The organism is Paenarthrobacter sp. AR 02 (assembly GCF_021538675.1).
Lineage (GTDB): Bacteria > Actinomycetota > Actinomycetes > Actinomycetales > Micrococcaceae > Arthrobacter.
In genome coordinates this window covers 488,784-509,481 of the sequence record NZ_JAJUKH010000002.1, presented here as the reverse complement: position 1 = coordinate 509,481, position 20,698 = coordinate 488,784, and the positions used below count along the sequence as shown (strand labels likewise).

Annotated in this window: 14 protein-coding genes and 1 tRNA gene; 2 read left to right on the top strand and 13 right to left on the bottom strand. The window is 64.4% G+C overall.

Going from position 1 to position 20,698, the window contains the following annotated elements; genetic code table 11:
• Positions 1 to 44: 44 nt before the first annotated feature.
• The 9 genes from LRQ04_RS08490 to LRQ04_RS08450 all read right to left on the bottom strand — a co-directional run bounded on the left by LRQ04_RS08490 (position 45) and on the right by LRQ04_RS08450 (position 14,170).
• Complete coding sequence (locus LRQ04_RS08490; protein ID WP_235519400.1) at positions 45 to 1,370, bottom strand: cysteine desulfurase; 1,326 nt, start codon at positions 1,368 to 1,370, stop codon at positions 45 to 47.
• An 88-nt stretch (positions 1,371 to 1,458) separates the two neighbouring features.
• Entirely contained in the window at positions 1,459 to 3,882 is a 2,424-nt protein-coding gene (locus tag LRQ04_RS08485; RefSeq protein WP_235519398.1) for an ATP-binding protein, read from the bottom strand.
• Positions 3,883 to 4,351: 469 nt separating this feature from the next.
• Positions 4,352 to 7,006, bottom strand: coding sequence for an AAA family ATPase (locus LRQ04_RS08480; protein ID WP_235519393.1), 2,655 nt, complete (start codon positions 7,004 to 7,006; stop codon positions 4,352 to 4,354).
• A 41-nt stretch (positions 7,007 to 7,047) separates the two neighbouring features.
• A complete protein-coding gene (locus LRQ04_RS08475; protein ID WP_235519392.1) occupies positions 7,048 to 9,780 on the bottom strand; it encodes a helix-turn-helix transcriptional regulator in 2,733 nt (910 codons plus the stop codon).
• A gap of 141 nt (positions 9,781 to 9,921) precedes the next feature.
• The gene (gene pth / locus LRQ04_RS08470) at positions 9,922 to 10,506 is read right to left on the bottom strand and encodes an aminoacyl-tRNA hydrolase (protein ID WP_235519391.1); all 585 of its coding nucleotides are present in this window, start codon (positions 10,504 to 10,506) and stop codon (positions 9,922 to 9,924) included.
• A 111-nt stretch (positions 10,507 to 10,617) separates the two neighbouring features.
• Positions 10,618 to 11,193, bottom strand: a complete 576-nt coding sequence (locus tag LRQ04_RS08465) for a 50S ribosomal protein L25/general stress protein Ctc (RefSeq protein ID WP_235519390.1) — start codon at positions 11,191 to 11,193, stop codon at positions 10,618 to 10,620.
• Between the two features lie 306 nt (positions 11,194 to 11,499).
• Positions 11,500 to 12,480: a ribose-phosphate diphosphokinase gene (locus tag LRQ04_RS08460; protein ID WP_011774071.1), complete on the bottom strand. Its 981-nt coding sequence runs from the start codon at positions 12,478 to 12,480 to the stop codon at positions 11,500 to 11,502.
• Between the two features lie 2 nt (positions 12,481 to 12,482).
• Complete coding sequence (gene glmU / locus LRQ04_RS08455; protein WP_235519388.1) at positions 12,483 to 13,964, bottom strand: bifunctional UDP-N-acetylglucosamine diphosphorylase/glucosamine-1-phosphate N-acetyltransferase GlmU; 1,482 nt, start codon at positions 13,962 to 13,964, stop codon at positions 12,483 to 12,485.
• Positions 13,965 to 14,098: 134 nt separating this feature from the next.
• A tRNA-Gln gene (locus tag LRQ04_RS08450) sits at positions 14,099 to 14,170 on the bottom strand.
• Positions 14,171 to 14,447: 277 nt separating this feature from the next.
• Here LRQ04_RS08450 and LRQ04_RS08445 point away from each other — a divergent pair.
• Positions 14,448 to 15,047 (top strand): TetR/AcrR family transcriptional regulator, encoded by a 600-nt coding sequence (locus LRQ04_RS08445; RefSeq protein ID WP_235519747.1) that lies wholly within the window; start codon positions 14,448 to 14,450, stop codon positions 15,045 to 15,047.
• Positions 15,048 to 15,168: 121 nt separating this feature from the next.
• Entirely contained in the window at positions 15,169 to 15,570 is a 402-nt protein-coding gene (locus LRQ04_RS08440) for a VOC family protein (protein ID WP_235519387.1), read from the top strand.
• Positions 15,571 to 15,634: 64 nt separating this feature from the next.
• Here LRQ04_RS08440 and LRQ04_RS08435 read toward each other — a convergent pair whose 3' ends face one another.
• The 4 genes from LRQ04_RS08435 to LRQ04_RS08420 are packed head-to-tail and all read right to left on the bottom strand — an operon-like array spanning position 15,635 to position 20,573.
• A complete protein-coding gene (locus LRQ04_RS08435) occupies positions 15,635 to 17,464 on the bottom strand; it encodes an ABC-F family ATP-binding cassette domain-containing protein (RefSeq protein WP_235519385.1) in 1,830 nt (609 codons plus the stop codon).
• Between the two features lie 51 nt (positions 17,465 to 17,515).
• Positions 17,516 to 18,508, bottom strand: coding sequence for a 4-(cytidine 5'-diphospho)-2-C-methyl-D-erythritol kinase (locus LRQ04_RS08430; protein WP_235519384.1), 993 nt, complete (start codon positions 18,506 to 18,508; stop codon positions 17,516 to 17,518).
• Entirely contained in the window at positions 18,505 to 19,386 is an 882-nt protein-coding gene (rsmA, locus tag LRQ04_RS08425; RefSeq protein ID WP_235519382.1) for a 16S rRNA (adenine(1518)-N(6)/adenine(1519)-N(6))-dimethyltransferase RsmA, read from the bottom strand. Before rsmA ends, LRQ04_RS08430 begins: the two co-directional genes overlap by 4 nt.
• A 26-nt stretch (positions 19,387 to 19,412) precedes the next feature.
• Positions 19,413 to 20,573: a resuscitation-promoting factor gene (locus tag LRQ04_RS08420; RefSeq protein WP_235519380.1), complete on the bottom strand. Its 1,161-nt coding sequence runs from the start codon at positions 20,571 to 20,573 to the stop codon at positions 19,413 to 19,415.
• Between the last annotated feature and the right edge of the window lie 125 nt (positions 20,574 to 20,698).

Below are 20,698 nucleotides of genomic sequence, written 5' to 3'. Positions count from 1 at the left end.
GATGCGCTGATGCCTAACTAAGTATCTGGGGGGAAACCCGGTGTTCAGGCCTGGAAGTAGGCCCGGACCCCGGAAACGGCGTCAAGGAAAGCATCGACGTCGTCCGTGGTGTTGTAGAGGTACGTGCTTGCGCGGGTGGTGGCCGTCAGGCCCAGGCGACGGTGCAGCGGCTGTGCACAGTGGTGGCCGACACGAACCGCGATTCCGCGGTCGTCCAGGAACTGGCCGACGTCATGGGCATGCACGCCGGCGACATCGAACGCAGCCAGTCCGATGCGTTCAGAGCCCGAAGCAGGACCCACAACGCGGATGCCGTCGATGCTTTCCAGCCCCTTGACCAGCCGTTGGCCCAGGGTCGATTCCCACGCATGTATGCGCTCGATGCCGGTTTCGGCGAGGTAGTTCACGGCAGTTGCCAGGGCCACTGCCTGCGAGATGCGCTGGGTCCCGGCTTCGAACCGCTGCGGGGCGGGCAGGTACTCGGCCCGTTCCATGGTGACTGTGGTGATCATGGAACCGCCGGTCAGGAACGGCGGCAGGACATCAAGGAGTTCCTGCTTGCCGTACAGGACGCCCACACCGGTAGGTGCCAGCATTTTGTGGCCGGAGAACGCAGCGAAGTCGACGTCCAGGTCCTTGACGTTTACCGGCATGTGCGGCACGGACTGGCAGGCGTCCAGCACCACCAAAGCGCCGACACGACGAGCCAGGGCCACGAGCTCCGCCACGGGGTTGATGGTTCCCAGGACGTTGGAGGCATGCGAGAAGGCCAACACTTTGGTCCGCTCCCCCACAATTTCCGCCGCAACATCCAGGCGAAGCGCGCCGTCGTCCGTGATGGGGATGTATTTGAGCGTGGCACCGGTCCTGAAGGCGAGTTCCTGCCACGGGATCAGGTTGGCGTGGTGCTCCATTTCGGTGACCACGATCTCGTCACCCGCGCCAAGAGCCAGATCCTTCAACGCGGCGCCACCACGGCCCTGCGCGGCCCACAGCGCGGCGTTGGAGAGGGCGTAGCTGACCAGGTTCAGGCCTTCGGTGGCGTTGGAAGTCCATACTGTTTCTTCGTAATTGGCGCCAATGAAGTCCGCGACAGTCTGGCGGGCGTCCTCGAACACTTCCGTGGCTTCGACCGCCAGATGGTGCGCCCCACGATGAACCGCAGCATTGCGTTGCTCGTAGTATTCCTGCTCGGCCTCGATCACGCTGAGCGGGTTCTGGGACGTAGCCCCGGAATCGAGGTAGATCAACGGTTTGCCGTTGATCAACTGATCCAGCACCGGGAAGTCGTTCCGGATCCGCAACACCTCCGCATTGTCCATGGCAGGCACGGACCGTAGGAGTGAGGCGGGGGTTGATACGGCAGTCAAGGGACGCTCCTTGGAAATCCTTCAGGGACTCCCCATTATCCCACGGAGACCTCCGCCGTGCGGAGCAAGGGGTGTGCCTTACAGCACGTTAGCTGCCGGCCCGCCCGGGGACCCACCCCAGCGGCGGAACAGCGCCGCTATCGAAAGCGGTGAGCAACTTGTTGACAAGCATCGTGGTGCGGCGGCTTGCCGCGCTCCGGGTCTTGGCCTCATAGCCGCGCGCGGCGCGGGAGTAGCTCATGGCGGCGTGGGCGAACAGCCGATCCTCCGATAGGCTCCGGCCCGCGGCCTCAAGCGACTTTGGCTCATCTCCCATCAACGCCTTGGCAAACATCGCGAGGGAAGCCCCGGCCGCACCCTGCAGGACCGCGGCTGCTTCGGCCAGCTGCCGCTGGCTGGCGGGATCGTCGACGGCGGCCGCGTGGGGGTCCAGCGCGATGAGGGAGAGCGCCTCGGCTTCGATCAAAAAGGTCCGGTCCCCACGGCTCTCTCCTGCGAGCTGGATCAAATGGGCCGGCTGGCCGGAGGAGCCATCCCGCCCGGCGACACAATCCCGGGCCGCCGCGACGTAGAGCGCGCTGAGCCTGGACAGCAGCGCCCCGGGATCGTGTCCGGTCAGTGCAGAACCGCTTTGACCGGCACATTCCAGGGCGGCCTCCGGATTTCCGCACAGGGCCTCCGCGTAGGCCAACAACGCGGCCGCCAGCGAAAGTACCTGCGGAAGGCCGGCGTCGTGCAACTCTGCCAGCACCGGCCTCAAGGTGCGTCGTGCTGCCCTGGCGAGCCCCTGGCCCAGCTGGGCATATCCGCGGGCGACATCCATGCACACGGCAAGGTTCGCCGGCAGGGCGTAGGGGGCGGGGCAATCCAGGAGCGCGTCCATGGTGTCCCACGCCAGGCTGTACCTCAGGCAGATGGCGTGGCGGAGCAGAACTGCCGGCCGGAACATCGCCAAGGCCGGGTCCGCGTCGAGTGCCGCCATCGCAGCTGAGGACCGTTGCAGCGCCTCCGGCACGGCGCCGGCGAGCAAGAGGCGTTCGGTGTCCCGGACGTTGTCGGCGACCAGGGACCACGGTTCCGCGGCATCCGGCTCGACACCTGGAACGGCCCCGAGGAGCTCCAGCGCCATGAGGTGGTGCGTGGCATCTGACTTGACGGCCGGCGACTCTCCTCCTACAGCCAGGCCACGAAGTTCCGGGGCTGCTTCGCGAAGTTGGCCCTCGGCGAGCAGCGCCCGGGCCCGGAGGAGCCTCGCTTCGTCCCGGTGGCCCGGATCCGAGACGGCCGCAGCTGCCCGCATGGCAAGTTCCGCCGTCGACGGCCTGTCAGCGGCGGGCGCCGCAGCCAGGAGAAGTTCATCCGAAAGGGAGAGTCCACAGTCCAGTGTCCACGTCATCCATCGCAGCAAGGTAGGCGCGGACTCCCTGGTGAGCGCCGGATCCTCGATTCCCAGACGCAAAGCCACGCTCCTGGACCGGGGAACCGACAGTCGGGTCGCCTCGCCACGCAGCCACGGACTTGTGCGGAGCAGAGGCGGGCTGCCGGCGAGCATCCTGACGTGTTGCAAAGCAAGGAGGTGTTCCACGGCCCCGTGGCCAAAGTGGCGCTCCACGACGTCCAGGCCTATCGGTTCGGCGAGCGCAACGAGTTCCAGGGCCTGCCGCTCTTCCGACGTCCCCGCAGCGTTTTCGGTGCGGACACGCTCAACAACCCGCGGCCAATCGCAGTGTGCACGGACGTCAATGGTCCAGAAGCCCTCCCGCTGCACCAGCAAACGGGCGCTTCGGGCGTCAGCGATCGCCAGGCAGAGGAGGGCCGCATTGAAGCCGCATATAGCCGAGAGCAGGCTGCTGGCCCGTCGCTGGACCTGCCCGCCCAGCAGGGCTTCGCACAGGGCGTGCGCCTCACTGAACGTAAAAGGGGGAAGGAAGTACTGGTCCAGGAAGCCTTCCTCCCAGAGCTGGTAGAGATCCGGGGGCAGGGGCCGGCGGCTGTCGGCGGTTGCCACCAGGGTGGCCCCGAAGCCCGGAATGAGCTGCAGCAGGACAGCCAACGACGCCGGGTCGACGTCGTGGATGTTGTCCACCAGCAGGACCAGCGGGGGTCGCGACGGCGGGGTCGGCTTCCTGTTGCGGCGTCGTCCGGGAGGTGGGGTGTACAGGTGCGCGGCGGGCCCCAGCGAACTGGTGAGGGCACGGAGGACATGCAGGCCCGGCAGAACGGAATCACCGCCGTCGGCTTCGAAGGCCCCCAACGCGCCATACCGGATTGCCTTCAATTCGGGGGTCCCCGCGAAGGTGCGCACGTCCATGGTCTCGGGTAGTCCTGCTTTGACGGAGAGCAACAGATGGGTCTTTCCCGATCCGCTGTCACCTGCAACCACGATCCCGCTGGTGGATGGCGATGGTACTGAGGAAAGAATGATGTCCAGAAGCTGTGTCCGGTCCGGGAGGGGCGATGGCCGCAGTCCGGCTGTGACGGTGTCTTCGTCCAGCCAAGGATCCGGCAGCATGCACACTCCACTAGAAGCAGTCCCATGGTCCGGGAAATTTGAGGGGTCCGCGATTCGCGGGTCCCTGGCCTAGAAGCCGGCGACGGCTGGGGGGAGAGTCTCGGTCTCAGAAGACTCTGTCGCCGCCGGCTTCGTCCAGGGCCGGATCACCTTGCGGTGGCCGGAGCATCGGTTCTGGAGACCACCGATGCGGATGATGCGACTTTCGGAATCCCGGTGATGCTTGGGGCTGAACCGTTCTTCCAAGATCAATACTGCCGGGACCGCAAATTCCGTACATCAGTAGTTGGTACTCGAATAGTTGGGGGCTTTCCGGACCCCGATACTGTGTTGTACTCAGTCCCTTGGGCGGGCACTACTTGGTTTGGACACGGGACATCCGGGCATTACTCCAGTGAATGGTTAAACACCGCAGGATCCCGGCGCAAGTAGCGCGGGATCCTGCATGCAGGTACTCGGTTTGGTCCTCTCAAGGACGGACCGCAGCCCCAAGGTCTTCGCGTCGGCGGATACCCAGTTTGGCGTAGCTCCGATACAGGTGCCCTTCCACGGTACGCACCGAAACCATCAGCTTCTCGGCAATCTGCCGGTCAGTCAGTCCCGAAACCGCCAACGCAACAATGTCCTGCTCGCGTCGCGTCAACGGGACCGACCTATCCGCGTCGGCCTGCGGATCATGGACCAGTGCGTCACCCAGGTTCGCCTCGCTGACGTCCCGCAGGACCGCCGCTTGTCTGGCCTCGGGACGCTTTCCTTCGGCATCGAAAGTTGCCGCAGCCTTGTCAAAAGTCACAGCTGCGGGGCCCGGCATTCCGGCAGCGGCCAACAGGTTTCCCGCGTTGACGAACCCTTGGCCCGTACCGGCCAAGTCGGCTGCGGCAAAAGAATGCCAGCCGGCCGCCCAGGCCCCCGCCATCGACGACGCCGTTGCCCTGATGGACTCCATGGCTTCCGCTTCACCGAGTTCGGCCCTGAGGACAAGGTTCTGGAGCAAAAGACCTGGCAGGCCGTGCACTGGCCGGGACGCAGGGATCTGCCTCAGTGCCGGCAAACCGGAGCCCTCCTCAATGAGTTCCATGCCGGCCAGCCTGAAGATCTCGGCCAGGGAATCCACATATGCTCCGCCGGAGCCGTTGGTGTCCTGCTCGCATGCCAACCGGTGGGCGAGGGCGGCATCACCGGACCTGGCCGCGGCGTACAGCGCCAGTGCGGCGCCCAGACCGCGCAAGCGCTGAGGATCAGTGACCCCGAGGGCTTCGACGGCGGGGGTCAGCATCTCCGTGGCCTGCTCCAGCCGGCCCTGCCGAAGCAGCGACAACCCCTTCAGTGCCTGGATACCTCCACCGAAAACAATGAGGCCCATGGCCGAGCTTGCGGCGTATCCGTCAAGCGCGGAGCTCGCTGCATCCCAGTCCCCGGACTCCAGGGCTGCGAACACATAGCGGACCACCACGAAGTCGCGGAAGTAGAGGAGGTCCTCCGTGCGCCCGTCCAGGAGCGACAAAGCCTCCCGGCCCGCCTCCATTGCCTGCACAGGCTGGCCTTCTGCGGTGAGCAGTTCACACTGTATGGCCAGCAGGGAGATCCGGTTTGTGACGAAATCCGCTTGTTCCGGGTCAAGGTCCGCAGCAAAGAGTTCCAAACCTTCGCGGAGTTCCCCGTACTGGCCGTCGTAGGCCAACGCGGCCAACTCCAATATCCGGGCTTGCCTGCCCACGTGCCCGCTCATGGCCTCCGGCAGCCCCTTCACCAGGGCTTCCGCAGCGGCCTGGGCCTCGGCCACGATCGCTCCGGATGAATCCCCGGCTGCGGTCCTGGCCGCGGCCCACAACAAGCCGGTACCCAGGGGTCCCGACGGGTCGGCGTCCAGGAACCCGGAGTCCACCTCCAACAAGCGCGCGGCACTGCGGAAGTCGCCGTCGTGATAGTGCACCATCGCCATCACTGCACGTGCCCGCGGTTGCAGCGCATCCGAACGGACTTTGCGGGCGGCCGCCATGGCCAACGGATTTTGGAGCAGCCTGGCGGCCAGGAAGGCGGCCTGGAGCAACTGTTCATCCTCGACGTCGGCGCCACAGTCCAGCGCCCAGCTCACCATGCGGAGCAACCCTTCCGCCGTTGGCGGCTCCGAGAGCAGGTCCTGCACCATCCTCTGGCGGATTTGCAGGCTGCGGGCCGGCGAAACGATCTGGCGAAGAGCCTCGCTGTACAGCGGATGCCACATTTTGAGGGGGCCGCCGGGACCGTTGGTTGATACGACCATGCGGTTGTCCACCAACGCCCTTACAGTGTCCCTGCCAACCTGGGCGTCCAATACCGAGGCGGGGACGGGTTCGGACAGGGCAATGACGTACATGGCCTCCCGTTCCGCCTCGCTGGTCCGTAGGACCCTGTTCCGCACGACCTCGGCCAGGCCTTCGCCCGTCCCGGTGAGGGCACCTGTCAGGAACCAGATGCCGTTCCGGCGCACCAGCTTCCCATCGGCCCGTGAATCGTCCAGCAAGCAACGCAGCAGCAAGGGGTTGCCCTCGGAAAGGGTGTGCAGCACCTCAGCGACGCTCGCCATGACCGTTCCGCCAAGGGTTTTCTCAGCGAGTTCAGTGACCTTGTCCTTCTCCAAGGGGTGTAGTTCCAGCCGTTCGGCCAGTCCGTCGTACCACAGCTGGAGCAAAGCCGGCGGCAGGCCAGGACGAGGCCTGCTGGTCGCCACCAGCCGGGCCCAGCCTGCCGTCACCAGTTCGGCCAGGATTTGGGTACTGCCTTCATCGAGGTCGTGGGCATCATCGACGATCAGCAGCAGGCGGGCACCTTCTCCGCCGCGGCGCCTCTCGAACTGCGACCAGAACTCACGAAGTATCGCTACGGGGGACGTCGCCTGCTCCACCGGAAGATCCAGCAGGTAAGGCGCCAGGACGCCATAGGGAACAGCGGACAGTGCGGGACTTCCGTGAATCCGCATCACCACCATCTCGCCGGCGAGGCGGGCGGCGATCTCGGCCGCCAGGGCAGTCTTGCCGATGCCGGGGTCCGCGAGCAGGAGCACAGCCCCCGCACCCTCCTGGCGTAATATCTCCGTGGCCAAGGCCAGCTCTGAGTCCCGGCCTACAAGGTGCTCAGCCTGCATGGGCAATCCGTGCCGACCCTAAGGGGTTTCCGGGTCCAACCTCACAGCAGCCCATTGAGCTCGCCTCGAGACGAAACACCAAGCTTGGTGAACACCTGGTACAGGTGGCCTTCCACAGTTCGCACAGACACCCCAATATCCATCGCGATTTCGCGATTGCTGACACCCTTTCCGGCGAGTTTAGCAATTTGGCGTTCCCGTTCCGTCAACACCGGCGCGTCGCTGCGCGGCTGGATGGGCAGCGCCGAAACCGAGTGCTCCAGCCGTTCGAGCCTCAACTGGGCTGTCCGGGCAGCTGTGGACTCGCCGGCTTCCCGTGCAAAGTCCAGGGCCATGGCCACGCACCGTGCTTCGACGACCAACAGTTCCAGCGCCGAGGCAGCGTCAGCGGCGGCAAGCATCGACTTGGAGCTCTTGTTCAGCGCTCCGCGTGCCAGGTCTGCTGAGATCCTGGCCAGCGGCCCTTGACGGTGGCCGGCGATGTCTTCCAGAAGCCGGTATTCCTCATCCGTGCCTTCCACTGTCGCGCCGAAGAGGCAGATACCGGCCGTGGTGTAGCGCTGGTTTTCCAAGTCATTGCGGACCCGGGCCATGAGCCGCTGCTTGACGTCCCTGTCACCCATCCACCGCCCGGCCATCTCAGCGCAGAACTCGGCAACGGACTCTGAAAAGTAGGTGCCAACACCCCGGCAGGTGCGGTACAGGTCCAAGTAACGGCCCGCCTCCACCGAGTTGCCCAGCTGGGCGTAGGCGAATGCGGTGGCCGCATAACCTACCTTGTTCATGTTCATGGCCGGGCGCAGCTCCAGTTGCGCAACCGCTGACCGCAGGGGCTCGATCGCGCTGGCTGGCTTCCCTGCGTAAGCGTAGGCCAATCCGATTCCCAATTCAGTGAGCGCGCCCCTGTACTGCAGGCGGGACGATCGTGAGGGGGTGCGGCGGACGAGCTCAATGCATTGCCGCCATTGTCCGGAGAGCAACAAGACCAAAAATGTGTGCCTGGCGAATGCTTCCTCAAGCTGGGCGGGCCGGTCCGTATCTCCCAGCTGCCGCGAAACGGCGCGGGCAAGCTCCTGGGCATCAAGCTCCCGGCCCATCATGCAGCGGGCCTCCACCAGGAACAAGGACGAGCGCAACCAGTGCTCCATGTCCTCGGCGGGGTCTTTGTCCAGCTCCTCTTCCAAGGAATCAATTATGGCCGCGTACTCACCCATGAAGGTGTTGTACTCGAAGCTGCACAGCTGGAGCCGGTTCCGTGCCTTGGCCATGGTCCCCGCCGGGTGTGAGCCGTTCATGGCGTCGAGCTTTTCCAGTCCGTCCGAGATGACGCCGGGGACCAAGGCCGAGCGGCCATCGATCCACGTCATGGCCTGGCATTTCGAGGCCGTGAGTTCGGCAAATTCCAGCGGGTCCAGGGCGGACACATGCTGCTCTGAGACTTCATCCAGCGCCTGTGCGGCGTGCAGGGGAAGGTCAAGCATGAGGTAGGCGGCAGCCTTCAGGCGCTGTCCGGGGACCCACTCACTGTCCTTCGGGTCAAGTGACTGCGTGCACTGGATGGCGAAGTTGGGGTCATAGTCGTCCAAAGCTGCCCTGCCTGCGGCCAATGCCAAGGAGGGAGAGGGTGTGGGCTCGTCTTCTGAGGCGTGCATCCAGGCTGCGTAGCTCAGCAGGTCCTGCGGTGCCAGCCCCTGAAGGTCGGGCTCTTTGGGTCCGTGGAGCATGAGTCGAAGCTCCTTCATCCGACGGGTGTTGAGCCACCCACGGACAACCTCACCCATATAAGGGTCCCGCAGCGAGACCCAGTGCGCCTCACTGCGTTCGACCGTGAGCAGGCCACGCTCTTCCATCTCCACCAGGACGTCAGTATCAACGAGGCCTGCCAGGTCAACGAGCGTCGCGCGCTGAGCGCAAGCCAGGATTTCGACGACGGTCCTGCTGGCTTGCGGTTCGCGCGCCAGCCTGGAACGGACGAAGTCCTCCACCACGGTCGCGCCTTCAAGCTTGATCCGGTCGCGGAGCGTCCACACGGAATCATTGAGGACCAGGTTGCCTGAATGCCGTTGCTCCTCCAGAAGGGCATGCAGCAGCATCGGGTTACCACCCACGGCAGAATGCAACGAACCCACCAAGGTGGAAGAAACGTAGTGGCCGAGGACGGAACCAAGCACCTGCTTTGTCTGTTCTTCGCTGAGCGTGTTCAAATGCACTTCAGCGAGCTCGCCCTCAAGGACCAGGCGGTGGAAGTCTGCGGGAAGTTCGCTTGAACGCTGCACCGTGGCGATCACTTTGGCGGTTCCCGTGGCCATGAGGTTCAACAGGACCCCCGTGCTCATCGGATCCATACCGCCGGCATTGTCCACGATGAAGACTGTCTCCCGACCTGCAGCTTCTGAGCGGATCAAGTTGGTCACTGCGTGCAGGATGCCTGTTGGCGAGCTGACGGCCTCGGAAGGCAAACGCGCCAGAAGGAAGCCAAGGCATCCGTAGGGGGTTTGTGCGCCGGCCACAGTATTGCGCAGTTGCAGGCTGTGGACCTTGGGTCCCAGCGAGGAGACGACCGCGCGTGCGACGCCGGACTTGCCGATCCCCCGATCACCGGTCAGGACCACGCCGGAGGAGTCCGAGGACTGAAGGAACTGCACTGCCTTGGACACATCACGGCTTCGTGCCAGGAGCGACCACGTTTGCCGATCCGTCGCGCCGCCCACAAGATCAGGAGCCGCAGCCCTCGCTGCGCCTCCACCGCTCCTGTTTAGCAACTCCGCCGACATCCGCATCCTTAGCTACACATCCGCGACAGTCCCCCACCGCTCTTCTGCGTACCATGCACACTACCTTCGGGCGCCGACAGTGTGTAGGCCTTGGGGTCCTGGGGATCGTCAGGCTTTGATCAGGCTTTCCTCAAGATTTGCTCAAGTTTTGGCGGGGTGGTGTTTCTGCTGCGCCGCCAGCAACCCCTGGGCCATGAGCAACTCCACGGCGTCGGCTGCTTCGTCAATGAGGAACGGGAGATCCTTCTTTTCTGCGGTGCCGAAATCGCGCAGTACGTAGTCGGCAGTTTCCATTCGTCCCGGCGGCCTTCCAACGCCCACGCGAACGCGGTAGTAGTCCTTGGTGCCGAGGGCTTTGGAGATGTCCCGAAGGCCGTTATGTCCGCCTTCACCGCCACCTGTTTTTAACTTGACCGTGTTAAAAGGGATGTCGATCTCGTCGTGGACAGCGATGACGTGGTCCGGGGCGATGTCAAAGAAGTTGCACAGGCCGGAAACCGGGCCGCCGGAAACGTTCATGTACGTCATGGGCTTGGCCAGCACCACCCGCGGCCCTCCAATGCCCAGCCGGCCCTCCACCACCTGGGCCCGGGCCTTATGGGTCTTGAACTTCCCGCCCATGCGTGAAGCCAGCTCGTCCAACACCATCTGGCCCACATTGTGCCGGTTGTTGCTGTACTCGTTGCCGGGGTTGCCGAGGCCGACAATCAGCCAGGTGTCAGTCATGATCCCATCCTAGGAAAGCGTCACGGTCCGTGTTCAAGGGCAAAGGCAAATGGCCGGGACCCCAAGGGGGACCCGGCCATTTCAAGGCAGGAGCCTCAAGCAGTCAGAAGACTACTCTGCGGCTGCTTCCGTGGTCTCTTCTTCCTCGGAGGCTGCGGCTTCAGCGACGCGGACCACCAGGGTGTCGCCTTCGGTGAGCAGCGTGGAACCCTTGGGGAGTTCGAGGTCCGAAGCGTGGACGTTCTCGCCGGCCTTGCGGCCTTCGATGTTGACCTCGACGGCGGTGGGTACGTGGGTTGCCTCAGCTTCGAGGGAAACCGTGGTGGCTTCGAGGCTGGCTACAGCACCCGGAGCAACTTCACCAGAAACGTGGATCGCGATGTCGACGGTAACCTTCTCGCCGGCCTTCACGGTCTGCAGGTCAACGTGCTCGATGATCTGCTTTACGGGATCGCGCTGGATGTCCTTGACCAGCGTCAGGTGCTGCTCGCCGTCAACGTCGATCGCGAGGAGGGCGTTGGAAACGCGCACTGCCAGCGTGGTTGCCTTGCCCGGCAGGTTGATGTGGATCGGCTCTGCGCCGTGGCCGTAGATGACAGCCGGGATCTGGCCGGCCATGCGTGCACGGCGGGCGAAACCCTTGCCGAATTCGGTGCGCAGTTCTGCGGTGAGCTTCTGCTCAGACATGTGTACTCCTTGATTACTGTGGCGTCCGGCGAAGGCCGGACAGGTCTATCAGCAAGGGCGGAGGTCTGGAGACCTTCTACGCCCGGCTGAGACTGGCCGCTGTGCAGCCATTCCGCCTGTGTTGAAGGAGATGCAGACCCAGTCGATAACGGAGACCCGCAACCCTGGTTCACACTGCTGCGAACCGGATGTGCTCTCCCTCGCCAAGGTATCCCCAAGAGTTTAGCAGCGAACACCCTTCAAACCGAAAACGGGCCACCCGCACGCCCGGAGGCGGCAGGTGGCCCGTTTCATGAGGCTTGAGTATCAGGCCTTGCCGTCGAACAGGCTGGTGACCGAACCGTCGTCGAACACTTCACGGATGGCGCGGGCGATCAGCGGCGCGATCGACAACACCGTCAGCGACGGGAAGCGCTTCTCGGCCGGGATGGGCAGCGTGTTGGTGACAACCACTTCGCGCGCCCCGGAATCCGCCAGGCGCTGGGCCGCGGGGTCGGAGAACACGGCGTGCGTGCAAGCGATGATGACGTCCTTGGCGCCGGCGTTCTTCAGCACCTGGACGGCGCCGGAGATGGTTCCGCCGGTGTCGATCATGTCGTCGATGAGAACGCAGGTGCGCCCCTCGACCTGGCCAACGACCGTCTTGGAGACGGCCTGGTTGGGAACCGTGAGGTCGCGGCTCTTGTGCACGAACGCCAGCGGGGCACCGCCGAGGCGCTCAGCCCACTGCTCGGCGACGCGGACGCGGCCGGTGTCGGGCGAAACAACTGTGATGTTGTCGGCTTCGACCTTGGTGCGGATGTAGTCAGCCAGCAGCGGGATGGCCATCAGATGGTCAACGGGACCGTCAAAGAAGCCCTGGATCTGCGAGGTGTGCAGGTCAACGGACATGATGCGGTCCGCGCCGGCCGTCTTGTACAGGTCGGCAACGAGGCGGGCGGAAATCGGCTCGCGGCCGCGGCCCTTCTTGTCCTGGCGGGAGTACGGGTAGAACGGGGAAACAACCGTGATCCTCTTGGCAGAGGCGCGCTTGAGGGAGTCGATCATGATCAACTGCTCCATGAGCCAGTTGTTCAAGGGAGCCGGGTGGGCCTGGATGACGAAGGCGTCAGTGCCTCGCACGCTCTCGGCCGAACGGACGTAGATTTCCCCATTGGCGAAGTCGTAGGCGTCGATGGGCAGGAGTTCGGTCTCCAGCTCCTTCGCGATTTCCTGCGCCAGCTCCGGATGCGCCCTTCCGGCGGCGAGAATCAATTTCTTCTCGCCGTGTGCGGTAATTTCGCTCATGCCTAGTTGCCCTCTTCTGTGGTTGCCGGGGATTGGGAGGATGTGGAAGCCTGCGCGGCTTGGGCCAGCTGTGCTGAGGCCGTGCCTGGGCGGTTGGAGATGACCCAGTCTTCGGCATTCCGCTGCGCGGCCAGGCTCAGGGCCAAGGCACCGGCGGGGACGTCCTTACGGATCACGGCGCCGGCACCGCTGTACGCGCCGTCGCCAACAGTCACCGGGGCGACGAACACGGTGTTGGAACCTGTGCGGACGCCGGAGCCGATAACCGTGCGGTGCTTCTTCTCGCCGTCGTAATTGGCGGTGATGTTGCCGCAGCCGATGTTGGTGTCCTCGCCGATCTCGGCGTCGCCGGCGTAGCCCAGGTGCGAAAGCTTGGAACCACGGCCGATCGTCACGTTCTTGGTCTCATAGAACGCGCCAATCTTGCCGGTCTCCCCCAGCACCGTGCCCGGGCGGAGGTACGTGAACGGTCCCACGCTTGCCTTGGCACCAATCGCGGAGCCGGAACCGTGCGTGCGGGTTACCTTCGCGCCTTCGCCGATGGTGACGTCGTTGAGGGTCGTGTCAGGTCCGACGACGGCGTCACGCGCCACTGTGGTGGAACCGTGAAGTTGCGTATTGGGCAGCAGGCGGACGTCTTCGTCCAGGGTGACGGTGGAGTCGATCCACGTGGTGTTGGGATCCACGACGGTCACGCCGGCCCGCATCCAGGCCTCGACGATCCGGCGGTTGTGCTCAGCGCCCAGCGCCGACAACTGGATGCGGTCGTTGGCACCTTCAACCTGCCAGCGGTCTTCAGTGACGACGGCGGCAACCCGGCCGCCGGCGTCGCGCGCCAGACCGAGGACATCGGTCAGGTACATCTCGCCCTGGGCGTTGTCCGTGGTCACGTTCTTGAGTGCATCCCGAAGGACTGCTGCGTCAAAGGCATAGATGCCGGAGTTGACCTCGCGGATGCTGCGCTCGGACTCGCTCGCGTCCTTATGCTCACGGATGCCGGTGACAGTTCCGTCTTCGGCGCGGAGGATCCGGCCATAGCCGGTGGCATCGTCCAGGACCGCGGTGAGCACCGTCACTGCGTTGCCCTCGGCTTCGTGGGTTGTCACCAGTTCACCGAGCAGTTCGCCTGTGAGGAGGGGAACGTCGCCGTAGGTCACTACAACCGTGCCGGTGAGTTCAGCTTCGGCGTCGAGCGCTGTGAGCGCGACTTCCACCGCGCGGCCGGTGCCGGGAATCTCGTCCTGGTCAACAATGAGCGCCTCGGGATCCAGCGCAGTGACGTGCTCCGCAACCCTGTCCCGCTCGTGGCGGACAACAAGCGCCAGCTTCAGCGGAGAGATGGAACGGGCTGCGAGGAGAGCGTGGCCCACCATGGAGCGCCCGCCGATTTCGTGGAGAATCTTGGGAGTCCGCGACTTCATGCGCGTTCCGGCGCCGGCGGCCAGAACAATGACCGCTGCGGGACCGGTGGTTTCGGGGCTCACGTACTGGCTCTCCTTGCTCGGTATGTCCCGGGTAACCCGGCTTCGGAATGCTGCCATCCCACATTGGACCCAGGCACCGTTCAAGCCGTTCCAGGTGCCGTTCCAGGTACAAAGAGGAGCGCATTTTCCGACCGTTCCGCCCATAGGATTCGAACCTATACTCCACGGCTCCAAAGGCCGGGGTGCTGCCGTTACACCAGAGCGGACCGTGCATGGTTGACACCTCCAGGCGGCAGGGCCCGGGGGCTTCCCGGCTCACCGGGATGCACACACAAGAATCTAGTTTGCCATGACCATTGCGTGGTTCGCGACTCGGCTGGCCCCCACCCCATCGGTGACGCTCCAATGAACACCACCTTCGCCCTTACCGGCTGGCACCTGGGGCATGATGGTGACGTGAGCAAGCGCACTGAAATCTCCCGGCCAGTGGCCGCCGTCGAGCCCGCTGAGGCCGCCCACAACACTCCGGCAGTGCGCGTTCGGATGACTGGGCAGCAGCGCAAATCCCAGCTCATTGGCATCGGCCGAGCACTCTTCGCCGCCCGTGGGCTGGACGGCACCACCATTGAGGAAATCGCAGCCACGGCCGGCGTGTCCAAGCCGGTCATATACGAACATTTCGGGTCCAAGGAGGGTCTGTACCGCCAAGTCGTGGAGACCGAATTCCGGATACTCCTGGACTCCATCACCGAGTCACTGAGCGCCGACGCCAAGCCCCGCGTCCTGGTGGAGCGTGCCGCACTGGCCCTTCTCGGCTACATCGAAGACCGCACGGACGGATTCCGGATCCTCATGCGGGACGCCCCACCTTCCCAGCCCGAGGGCGCCTTCTCAACCCTGCTCTCGCATGTCACGGCGCGCGTAGAGCACCTGCTGTCGGACGAATTCGCCCGTCGGGGTTTCAGCGCAGCCGACGGTGCCATGTACGCGCAGATGCTCGTGGGCATGGTGGCCATGACTGGCCAATGGTGGCTCGACAGCCGCCAACCTGACAAGCGTGCCGTGGCAGCCCACTTGGTGAACCTAGCCTGGAACGGGCTCACCGGGCTGCAGAAAGAGCCCGAGCTGCGCTCCGAGGGCTGAGCCCCCCTTTCTCCCCTAGTTCCGTCGCCAACCCGCAATTGCGTCGCTGGGCAACGACGGAGAAGCGGGCCAACAACGTGTCAGCGCAGGAGAAACCGGGCCGTTTTCGTAGGATTTGCCCATGACAGCACCCCAGATCTATGTCCTCTTCCCAGGTACTGCCCGCGAAGCCTTGGGTTTCTACGCGGAAATCTTTGGCGGAGAACTAACCCTTCACTCGTACCAGGACTTCTCACGCACTGACGGACCCGCGGACGCCATCGCCCATGGGGTCCTCAGCGGAGTTGTTGCCTTGGCCGGCGCTGACGCAGCGGCGGGTGAGGAGAGCGTCCGCATCGAAGGAGCCATGCTTAGCTTGCTCGGAGCGGCCGAGCCTGCGGTCCTGCACGAGTGGTTCGACAAGCTTGCCGACGGCGGCCGGATCGTCGACCCGCTGGCGCAGAAACCGTGGGGCGCATCAGACGGCCAGGTTGTCGACCGCCACGGTTTGCATTGGCTTCTGGGCTACGAGGCCGCCAAATAGCACTCGAGACGTGAGCGAGCGTCCCGCCCAAACCGGCGGGACGTGAGCGAGCGTTGGGTCTGGACTACTCGCCCAGGATTTCGGCGGCCTCCAACCACTCGAGCTCCAGGCCCTCTTTCTCGTCGAGCAATTCGCGGAGCTTGCCGTTGAGTTCGCCGAGTGCGTCGAAGTCGCCGGATTCGGATTTCGCAGCCATCTGGGTGTGAAGCTTTTCTTCCTGTTGGGCGATCTTGCCGAGTTGGCGGTCGATCCTGTTCAGGTCCTTCCGGGCTTCGCGCTTTTCTGCTTCGCTGGCACCTGATGCACCAGTGGATGCAGAGGACCCGCTGGCAGAAGTCGGCGCGCCGGAGCCGCCGCCCACCGCCCCTGAGGCCAGGGCAGCTTCGCGCAGCTCAAGATACTGGTCTACGCCGCCAGGCAGCCCACGGAGTTTGCCGTCGCCCAGCAACGCCATTTGGTTGTCGGTGACCCGTTCCAGGAGGTAGCGGTCGTGGCTGACGACCACGAGCGTCCCGGGCCAACCGTCCAGGACATCTTCGACGGCGGCAAGGGTGTCGGTGTCGAGGTCGTTGGTGGGTTCGTCGAGCATGAGGACGTTGGGCTCCCCCACCAGCAGGCGCAGGAGCTGCAGGCGCCTGCGCTCACCACCGGAAAGGTCGGAGACCGGGGTCCACTGCTTTTCCTTGGTGAACCCCAGCTGTTCCACGAGCTGTCCCGCGGTGAATTCTTTGCCGCCCACGCTGAAGGACCGCTTCTCGCGCTCAATGACCTCTATGACGCGCAGGTCCGAGACGTCGTCGAGTTCCTTGACGTCCTGCGTGAGCACAGCGGTGACCACGGTCTTTCCGCGCTTCACTTTGCCGGACGTGGGCTGGATTTCGCCGTTGAGCAGTTTCAACAAGGTGGACTTGCCCGCGCCGTTGACGCCCACGAGTCCCAGGCGTTCGCCCGGTGCAAGCCGAAGGGTGATGTTGTCGAAAAGCTTCTGCCCGTCCTCGCCGTCGAGGAAGTCGAGGGACACGTTCTCAAGGTCGAGGACGTCCTTGCCCAAGCGGGCGGTGGCCATCTTGCTGAGTGCCACGGAGTCGCGCGGATCGGGCACGTCGGCGATGAGGTCGTTGGCCGCTTCGATGCGGAATTTCGGCTTAGCGGTTCGGGCCGGCGCTCCACGCCGAAGCCAGGCAAGTTCCTTCTTGACCAACTGCTGGCGCTTGTTTTCGACGACGGCGGCCATCCGGTCACGCTCGGCGCGCGCCAAAACATAGGCGGCGTAACCGCCGTCGAACATGTCCACCATGGCGTCGTGGACTTCCCAGGTGTAGTTGCAGACTTCGTCCAGGAACCAGCGGTCGTGGGTGACCACCAAGAAGGCACCTTGGTTGGCTCGCCAACGCGACTTGAGGTGGCGGGCAAGCCAGGCAACACCCTCGACGTCGAGGTGGTTGGTGGGTTCGTCCAGCATGATGACGTCGTGGTCTTCGATGAGCAGCTTGGCCAACGCGACACGGCGTTTCTGTCCACCGGAGAGGGCGTGGACGTTGGCGTGCCAGTCGACGTCGCCCACCAGTCCGCCCATGACTTCGCGGATTTTGGGGTTGGCGGCCCATTCGTGGTCCGCGCGGTCGCCGACGATCGCAGCGCCCACGGTGAGGTCGCCGTCTAGCACGTCCCCTTGGTCAAGGTAGCCGACGGTGACGTCGCCGCGTTTGGTCACGCGGCCGGAATCGGGCGTTGAGCGCAAGGCGAGCAGGCGCATCAGGGTTGATTTTCCGTCGCCGTTGCGGCCCACCATGCCGATGCGGTCACCGTCCTCCAAACCGAGGGTGACGCCGTCGAGGACAGTGCGGGTCGCGAACGAAACCGTGAGGTTTTCGCCGCCGAGCAGGTGGGCCAATGGGTACTACTTTCTACTGCTGGAATGCGGGTACAAAAAGCCGGAGGGGTACTACAGGAGGGTATCGGAGATGATCCGGGCGCCGGGAACGGGGCCGTGCACCGCGACCGCGGTGTGGCCCCGGTGGGTCAATTCTTCGGCGAGGACAGAGGCGGAGACGGAGTCCCGCGCCAGTAACGCAATGGTGGGGCCGGAGCCGGAGACCATTCCGGCCAACGCCCCGCGTGCTTCGCCGAGGCCGATCGTGTCACGCAGTTGTGGAGCGAGCGTGATGGAAGCCCTTTGGAGGTCGTTGATGAGGACCCGGCTCAGTGTCTCGGGGTCACCGTGGCGAAGGGCTTGGAGAATGGTGGGATCCACGTCCACGGGCTCTGGAATGTCCGCCCCTTCGGAGTCCCGGAGTCCGTCAAGGGTGCGGAACACATCGGGAGTTGATAGCCCGTAATCGGCAAAGACCAGCACCCAGTCCATCTGGGCTTTGGCCAACGCCGGGGAAAGTTTGTCGCCCACGCCAAGGCCGACGGCGGTGCCCCCCAGGAGCGAGAACGGCACGTCTGCGCCCAACTCGGCAGCCAGGTGCGCGAGTTCTTCGCGGGACAGTCCACTGTTCCACAAGGCATCGCACGCGAGCAGCGTCGCTGCGGCATCTGCGGAACCGCCGCCCATGCCTCCCGCAACGGGTACGCGCTTGGTGATTTCCAGGTGGACGCCCGTGGGCTTTTCGGACATTTCCGCCATGATGGCCGCGGCCTTGTAGGCGAGGTTCCGCTCATCCAGCGGAATGTCCACGCCGTCCAGGTCAAGCGTGCTGTCCGGGCTGATGCTGATGGTGATTCCCTCAGCCTCGGTACTGGTAGCCGCTACTTCCTCGTAGAGGGAAACGGCGAGGTAGACGCTGGCCACCGAGTGGTAGCCGTCGGCCCGCAGGGGGCCCACGCTCAAGGAGACGTTGACCTTTCCGGGAGCTTTAACCCGCACTGTCCGGGCATGGAAGCGATCCCCCACGAACGGCAGGCTGCTCGGTTTACGGGTGCCCGGCGTCATGCGTCCACGGGGTGGCGGGCTTCGGCGATTTTGACGTAGGCAGAAATATCCAGGACTTCGCCGCGGGCCGTCGGGTCCACACCGGCTGCAACAAGGCAACGCTCCGCTTCAGCCGCGCTCCCGGCCCAACCGGCCAGGGCTGCGCGGAGGGTCTTGCGTCGCTGGGCGAAGGCAGCATCGATGACGGCGAAAACCTGTTCCCGGGTGGCGTGCGTCTGCGGCGGATCATGGCGCGTGAACGCCACAAGCCCTGAGTGGATTTTAGGTGCGGGCCAGAACACGTTCATGCCGATGACCCCTGCTTTGCGCATGTGCCCATACCAGGCGGCCTTCACGGAGGGCACACCGTAGATCTTGGATCCGGGAGTCGCGGCCAAACGGTCAGCTACCTCGTCCTGCACCATCACCAGCCCGTGCTGCAGGCTCGGGAAATGCTGGAGCAGGTGCAGCACCACTGGTACGGCCACGTTGTAGGGCAGGTTGGCTACCAGTGCCGTGGGCGGCACCGGCAGTTCAGTGACCTTCATGGCGTCCGAGAGCACCAGGTGGAAGTTCTCTTCGGCGTGCGGGCGCCAAGCCCGAACCGTTTCCGGCAGCTTCCCGGCCAGGACCGGGTCTATCTCCACAGCTACTACTGACTTGGCCGCGTCTAGCAGGCCCAAGGTGAGGGAACCCAGGCCCGGGCCGACCTCCAAAACGGTCTCACCGGCGTCGATATTGGCGGCAGCCACGATCCTACGGATCGTGTTGCCGTCAATCACAAAGTTCTGGCCCAGGGTTTTTGTAGGGCGTACACCGATTTCCTCGGCGAGCCGTCGAATGTCTGTGGCGCCCAGCAAAGGCGCGACGGCGGCGGGATCGGAATTCGGTTCAGTCACCTAGGTATCGTATCGCCTGCGCGGACCTAGGCTGCGTGCGCGCAGCCCCAGTCGCTGAGGCCGTTCTTTGCGTAGAGGCGGTTGGCGATCTCGATTTGCTGGGCTTTGGTGGCGAGGCTCGCGTTGGCAGCGTAAGCGCCGCCACCGTTGGCCAACCACGTAGGACCGGAGAATTGAAGGCCGCCGTAGTAGCCGTTACCACTGTTGATGGACCAGTTTCCACCGGATTCACACTGGGCGATCCTGTCCCACATGGCCTCGTTCGGGGCGCCGGTGGGACCGCTGGACGTGGGTGCTCCTGCGGTGGCCTTGGCCGGGGTGGCGACAGGGCGTGCCTTGGTGCCGACGCTGACCTGCTCGGTAACAGGCTTGGTGGTGACGTCGCTGGAAACGAGGGTGCGGGATGCCTCGCGGCCATCAACCATGACCAACTTGAAGTTCTTCGTCAGTGAGCCGGGTACGCCCTTCTGCGTGACCTTCTCTTCGCCCTTGAACAGGTCAGCGGAGTCGGTCTTCACGCTGTCGAAAGGAACTTCTTCGGTGGCCTGGTCGGTCTTGCTGGTATCCACGCGTGAAACCTTGATGACCATGTCCTGGACGATCGGAGCGTTGTCCGGCTGGGACACACGGTCGTTTGCTCCGACGGTGATCTTGGCGGCCTTGAGGACTGTGGCGACGTCGGGCGCCGTCGTCGTAGTGCTGGTGTCCTTGCCGTCAGCGACGAGGCTGATGGTCTTGGGAGTGGAGATCGACACGAAGGAGCCGGTCACCTGGAGTGAGGCTTCCTTGGGCTGGGACACTTCGGCGGAGCTTGCCACTCCAAGTTCGCTCACCAGGCCTGCCACATCCGGAGCGGTGGTGTTGACCGTCTTCCGGGCACCGTCCAACTCAATGGAGACAGCTTTGGCCAGGTTGACGTTGACCACAGAGCCGTTCTCGACCTTGCTGTCCAATGCAGGCGAAACGCGGTCTGCGTCCTTCAGCTCGACCTTGGCTGCCTTGACCACCTGGTCTACAGTGCCGCCGAAGGTCTGGATGGAGCTCACTTTGCCGTCAACGTTAAGGGTGACTGTCTTGTTGTTGCCCACGAAGGCGACGACACCGACTACCAGCGCTGCAACAACCAGCAGCTGGGCTCCGACTTTGAGGAAGCTGAACTTGCCATCCGTTGTGAAGAACTTGATCACGATTGCCTATTACTCTCAGACCATCCGGGCACGGGGAAAAGCACAGAAGAAATGCCAGCGGCAAAACGGAGGGGCCAGGCTACAAGCCTGGTCCCACTCCTGCTGCCGGCATCTGCGCCGCCAAA